This window comes from Treponema sp. JC4, assembly GCF_000260795.1.
In the GTDB taxonomy this organism is placed as follows: domain Bacteria; phylum Spirochaetota; class Spirochaetia; order Treponematales; family Treponemataceae; genus Treponema_D.
Genome location: NZ_AJGU01000021.1, coordinates 37,113 through 43,617 on the forward strand (window position 1 = coordinate 37,113; position 6,505 = coordinate 43,617).

At 37.8% G+C, this 6,505-nt stretch carries 3 protein-coding genes; 2 read left to right on the forward strand and 1 reads right to left on the reverse strand.

All coding sequences use genetic code 11. The annotated features are described in order from the left end of the window. The first annotated feature begins 249 nt into the window (after positions 1-249). Together MSI_RS09070 and MSI_RS09075 are read left to right on the forward strand one after the other, a co-directional pair. The gene (locus MSI_RS09070) at positions 250-1,110 is read left to right on the forward strand and encodes an Rpn family recombination-promoting nuclease/putative transposase (protein ID WP_009106039.1); all 861 of its coding nucleotides are present in this window, start codon (positions 250-252) and stop codon (positions 1,108-1,110) included. A gap of 360 nt (positions 1,111-1,470) precedes the next feature. Further along, the gene (locus MSI_RS09075) at positions 1,471-2,331 is read left to right on the forward strand and encodes an Rpn family recombination-promoting nuclease/putative transposase (RefSeq protein ID WP_009106041.1); all 861 of its coding nucleotides are present in this window, start codon (positions 1,471-1,473) and stop codon (positions 2,329-2,331) included. 117 nt (positions 2,332-2,448) lie between these two features. Here MSI_RS09075 and MSI_RS14685 read toward each other — a convergent pair. Beyond that, a partial coding sequence (locus MSI_RS14685) for a hypothetical protein (protein ID WP_039924633.1) occupies positions 2,449-6,505 on the reverse strand: 4,057 nt, incomplete at its 5' end.

Below are 6,505 nucleotides of genomic sequence, written 5' to 3' on the forward strand. Positions count from 1 at the left end.
AGAAAACCCCCAGACGCATTTCGCAGTTCCCTATTGGTCAGTACGCGGCTGTGGAGCCGCGTACCGCTTCGCGCTGCTCAATTCTTGGGCCGGGGCTGCTTAAAAGTTAGAAGTACTACCTTACCTATTAATAGTCTTTTCTCAAAATTTCTTCAAAATTTCCAAACTTTTTTCTCAAATTTTTGTCAAAACGCCAAAGTCAGAGGGATATTAACTATAAGGAGTTAATATTACAATTTGGAGAAAATTATGACAGAGAGAATAACAACTTATGAAAAAAAGCCGGTGGACAAACTGACTTTTACCGACGATGGAATGTTTCAGGAAGTTATGCGCAACCCTGAAATCAGTGCAGAACTTGTGGAAAGGCTTCTGCATATAAAAGTTGGACATGTCGAATATCCAGAACTTGAAAAAACCATTAAGCCCTTTTACACAACGAAGGGAGTTCGTCTTGATGTTTACTTGCAAGATGATGACAAAATTATCGATGTAGAACTACAGTGTTACCCTCAGGAAGCATTAGGTAAACGTACACGATATTATCAGTCGATGATAGATATGGACAGTCTTATGAAAGGCCAGGATTATCCGGAGTTGAAGGAAAGCTACATTCTTTTCATCTGTAAACAGGATCCTTTCTTCATTGATGAAGAAAATAACATTTCTTATGGTCTTCCATGTTATACCTTTCAGAATGTCTGCAAAGAAAATGCCGAAGTAAATTTGAATGACAAAAGTCTAACTGTGATTTATAATGCTAGTGCATACGAAGTAGCAAAGGATGAAAAGATAAAATCCTTTTTGCACTTTATAAGTACGAACGAACCTGGAAAAGATGATTTTACAAACCGTCTTTCAAGGCTAGTTGAGAAAATCAAAGATAACGAAAAATTCAGGACTGATTACGCCGCTATGAATTTACACGATAGAGACATTCAAAGAGCCGCAAAAAAAGAAGGCAAACAAGAAAAAGCTATCGAAGCTGCAATAAATCTTCTTCAATTAAATAAGCTTTCAGTTGATGAAATCGCGCAAACTCTGGGACTTACTGTCGAAAAAGTTCTTGAACTTAAGGCGCAGATGGAAGCAGAAACGGCTCAAAAATAAGACTTTTAAGAATTAAAATCTAAACCTGCATTTAGAAAATAAAAAAGCCCCGATTTTCTGGTCTTTTTAGACGGGAAAATCGGGGTTATTTTTATGGCGCAGCTTCACCTTCCCAGGCGCATTTCGCAGTTCCCTGACGGTCAGTTACCGCACAAAGTGCGGTAACCGCTTCGCGCTGCTCAATTCTTGGCGCGGGGGAAACATCCAATAAAAACACCTGCTATTCTAATATATAGCTTCTCTTAAAATTTTCTTCAAAATTTCCAAACTTTTTTCCAAATTTTTTGTCAAAACGGCATTGTCTGAGGGAATTTATAGGTATGGAATCTAAATTCCAAAACAAAAAAAAGAGGTACCTTTATGACAGAAAAAACTTATCATCAGAAGCCGGTTGACGAGCTTACTTTTACAGACGACGGAATGTTTCAGGCGGTCATGCGAAATCCTGACATTTGCGCTGAACTTGTGGAGCGTCTTTTACACATCAAGGTGGGACACGTTGAATACCCTGAACTTGAAAAAACAATCAAGCCGTTTTACACAACAAAAGGTGTCAGACTCGATGTATATCTTAAAGATAATGACAAAATAATTGATGTAGAAATGCAGTCCTATCCTCAGGATGATCTGGGAAATCGAACCCGCTATTACCAGAGCATGATCGACATGGACAGCCTTATGAAAGGGCAGGATTATACGGAGTTGAAAGAAAGCTACGTTCTTTTTATCTGCAAAAACGAACCGTTTTATAAAGACGCCGAAAATAAGAACCCGTATGGTCTTCCATGCTACACATTCCAGAATACCTGCAAGGAAAGTAATGAAGTTAATTTGAATGACAAAAGCCTTAAGGTGATTTATAATGCAAGTGCATACAAGCAGGAAAAAGACGAAAAACTCAGAGCATTTCTGCACTTTATAAGTACAAATGAACCAGGCGAAGATGATTTTTCAAAGCGTCTTTCCAAAATTGTTGAACAGACAAAGGATAACGAAAAATTCAGGAGTGATTACGCCGCTATGAATTTACATGACCGTGATATAATGAGAGCCGCTAAAAAGGAAGGCCGTGAAGAAGGCGCCCAGCAGAAAGCCGAAGAAGCAGCAATTAACCTTCTTAAAATGAAAATACTTTCCGACGAACAAATCGCGCAGGCTCAGGGGCTTACAGTCGAAAAAGTTCAGGAACTCAAAACACAACTGGAGGCAGAAAAAAAGTAACCAGCCATTCCGTATGAAAGGGCTGGTTACACGCATTCTCATAAGAACCTCTTACCGGGTTGGTAAGAGGTATTTTTTTTGCCTTGCGGCCTTCCCGCACAGGGGAAGGGGGCTTTTTTAGTACAGCAATGCGGTCTGGAGACCGTTTTTTGTTCCGTAGCCAAGCATTACAGACTGAATGTCTGTTTCACCATCTTTAAGACCGTTTGTCTTTTCGCCGACACCAATAGTGTAAGTCAGGAGTTTTGTAGCAAGCGAAGTTGGAAGTACCTGAACTTCCCAGTCACCGGTAAATCTGTCGTTTGTAACACCGTCTGTAAAGTGACCTGTTGAACTAACTGTAACCGGCCATGCAACTTTTGCCATACCAATAGCACTTGAGTAGTAAGAAATGTACGGTACGTAACGAGTTTTATCTTCGTTACCTTCTTTGTAAGGAAGAGTCTTTGTACTTGTTTCTATACTGATATGCTCACCGACAGACAGATAAGAGTCGACCATACAAACATCCGGTGTAGTGTCATCGTATGATGAAAGATATGCATACTTAAGCTTATTACCTGCACGGTAGTAAGCAATATGGATACCGCCGGCAGCATCTACAGCAAGGTCACAGTATTCTCCTGCATAGTCGGAGTCAATAATTTTTTCAGCTGACCATGTATTACTTGTTGGGTCTGTATTGTATTTATACTTAAGAGCGTTACCAGAGTTCCAGCAAACTACAGCAGTGCCAGCTCCTGTAACACCTGTTGGAATTACACCAACTGCTGCGTATTCACCAACATTTGAAGATCTATCAATAATTTGGGCATTCGCAGCCGATGAGTTTTCTCGGTTTACGATTCCATAAGATTCAAATTTAATCTCCGTATCATTCTCTTTTGATGCTTCGCCATATCTAAATACAATTCTTGGAGAACTTGAATCAAAATAGACAGTATACATCTTTGTTTTATTACTTCCTAAAGTTGCTATCTTTGGATTTTTTATTCTTTCTGCAAAGAACGTACTCTCGTCAAGCCCAATACAACTTTCTAGAGCTACTGCATTATAACCTTTTGAATAACCAAAATTCATATTAGACGAAACCATATCAGCTAAGGCATAGAATTTATAGTTTGCATAACTATTATGAGTTGGCATATTTCCACGTGCAGCACTATCACCATTTTGTGCACCAGCATAAATGTGACCAGAAGAATCTATTGCACATGCAGTGGCAAACCATTGTGAATATGAATAATCAAGGCGAGTATTTGTAGAATTACTTGTTCCATTTTTTCTGTAATAGTAAACAGAATCACCACCTCTATCATAAACAAATCCTACTGTCTGATTTGCATCTTTACCAATTCTGAATGATGGATAGCGAACAGTTGAAACTCCAGTCAATACATCATTCATTCCCCAAACCCAAACCCTACGGTCATCATTGAGATTGTTGTTGTTTGTATCGTTTGCCTCACTATTATATCCCTCATCATTGCTATTCTTATTGTTCAAAGATTTTAAACTACCTACAGTAACTTCAATGTCACCTGAGTTTGCGGTTGTTGGAACATTAAATTTCAATGAATCGTAAGAATACTTATCAACTGTTTCAAAGGTTGCAGGTGTGAGTTTTTCATTTGCCTTAGTACCTACGGAAGTTCCGTTGAAAGTAATTTCGGCAGTGTCTCCGGCAAGATTCAAACCGTAAATCTCACATTCTTGTGCATCACCTGTTTTACTACGCTGTACAGGATAGTATCCCTGTGCAGAGCGGTTGAATACAGAAGGCTTACTTGAATATGCCTGATCCAGGCGGGTACTTACACCCATGATATAAGGAACCACATCCATTCTGTAACTTCCAGTAAGATTTCCTACAGTTGCAGTTTTTGAGTTATTGGAAACAGTTACTTTTACTGTACCTGAGAATGGCAGATTATCTCCAACTTTTCCTGTAACTTCAGCGTCATTTGCAGTATACACCGCTTTACTTTCATCTGATTTCCATTTTGGAGTTCCGCGGTCTGTTGCTGTGGCAGTTACCGTTACGTTTGCTGCAGTAACTCCAGAAATTTTTTCTGTATCAAGATACAAAATCCAATGAACAACATGACCATATGTTTGGGTTGTATAAGGAACTTCATCTGTTGCTTTCTTTGTTATACCATTTTCTTCTGGATAAGCAGTAATTATACCAGTATCCATCAAATCCTTATAAGTTGCATGCTTAATTTCTGCAGCCCAGCCTTTTGTTCCAATCTCGCCTTCATCAGTCAGCTCTTCAGCAATAGTCCATGAACCTTCATTATAGGTAGCAATTGTTTCATCAGTAGTTCCAATACCTCCTGTTGTAGACATTGCAGTTCCGAATTTCACCTTAATTTCTTTCAGAAGAGAATTATCTTTTGCAATTCCTTCAATTTTAATTTTTCCAGAAACTTTAGGATCGCTATCAAGTTCGTCATCAGCAGCAGAATAACCAGATGAAAGAGCCCACTCTCTGGCAATTTCAATATGTCCAAGCTCCTTACTCTGCTTGAACAAGCTGTTATCTGTAGATGAAGTCCAGTAGAATGGCAAAATCCAGTTTTTAGCTTTTTCTTCTTCTCGTAAAGCAACATTAAGATATACATTCAAGGTTGCATTATTTGGTACACTTGTCTTTGTTACTCCTGGAGTTGAATCACCAAAATTAAAAGTGAACTTATTAATTCCTTCTGGAATAACCTTATTATCCTTTCCATCTTCTGTTCCAATAAAATGTTCCAATAGCAATTTAATTGGCCTGATAAGGGTTGCAATAGTATCTGTTGTACCCGTTGCTATTTCAATTTTATTATCATTGTCAATAATTGTTTTAGCAGTTCCTACTGTTCCAGCTGTTACAGGTGCTGCACTATAAGTATAATATATTTTTCCATTACCACCTACTAATTCAGGCTTTACTTCAGTATAGCCCTTTACAGTAAGTACAGTAGTCTGATTAGAAGAGTTTGTTGCAGGGAAAGTAGCTTCGTTTACTGGTCGTTCTGTATCACCATTTTCATAACCTTTTTCATATCTTCCACTGTAAGTTGTAATAAATTCTGACTCTTCGACAGTTCCATTACCATCTTCATCTGTACCAATCTTCATACCGGCAATACGAGGTGCATTATTAGAAACCACAAAACCTGTTGATTCCCATGTAGAATGATTACCAGCCTTATCAAAGGCAACCATATGCAAAGTAATAGGACCATCAGGAAGGTTCTTTGAGTTTATTGCAGCATCAAAAATCCATTGCGTTCCCTGATTATTGAAGGTTTCTGTAATTAAGTCTCCATCATCAGTTTGACGTGTTTGATAATAACCATAGCCATAAGCCTTTGTACTATCACTGTAATCTGTTGAAGAACCGTTCTTTTCTCCTCCATTATCAATTACATTACAAACTGCAAAATAAGCTGTTACGTCAGTTTTGTCCTCAAATGAACCATTTATACCAACCGTATTTGAAGATACTGTATTAATCAAATATATTGCGCCATCAATTTTTACAAGACCTTTTGGATGAATATTCGGTTTCTTTGTTCCTGTATAAGTAAACGCATTAGATGTTATATTTCCAGAAAGTTTATGCCAATAAATACCATCTTCGAACACAAGAGTTGGATTTGATGCCTCTGATTTTCCCTTATAATTTACAATCATGTTTCCTGTATTCACATCATCATAAGTTGAATCATTTTCCAGGTTTGAATGATAAATCATTACATCAAATAAATCGTTTGTTTTTGAATCTTTTTCACCTGTGTGCTTTGCATAAGTATCTGAGTTAAGTTCACTTAAACTATATTCAAGATCGCGAGTAAAGTAGAATGCAATACGTTCAACTCCAGTTTGAGCTACCTCTCCAACCTTATCTTCTGATGCAATAGCGCCAAAAGTATAGAAACCACTTGAATTCTGAACTTTTGTATTTAACTTTATAAAACTGTCGTTTCCAGAAGTTGTCAATACAGGAGGCTGATTATCATAAACAACATTATACTCAGGTTCGATAGAAATAGCCCCAGAGGTTTTGTTTTCTGTTACTTTTAATTTTGCTTTAGACTTTCCTACACCTGCCTCGTTTCCAAGAGGAATTGAGAACTTATAGTTTATTTTTCCTGTATAAGTAGAATCTGTTTCTTTATTA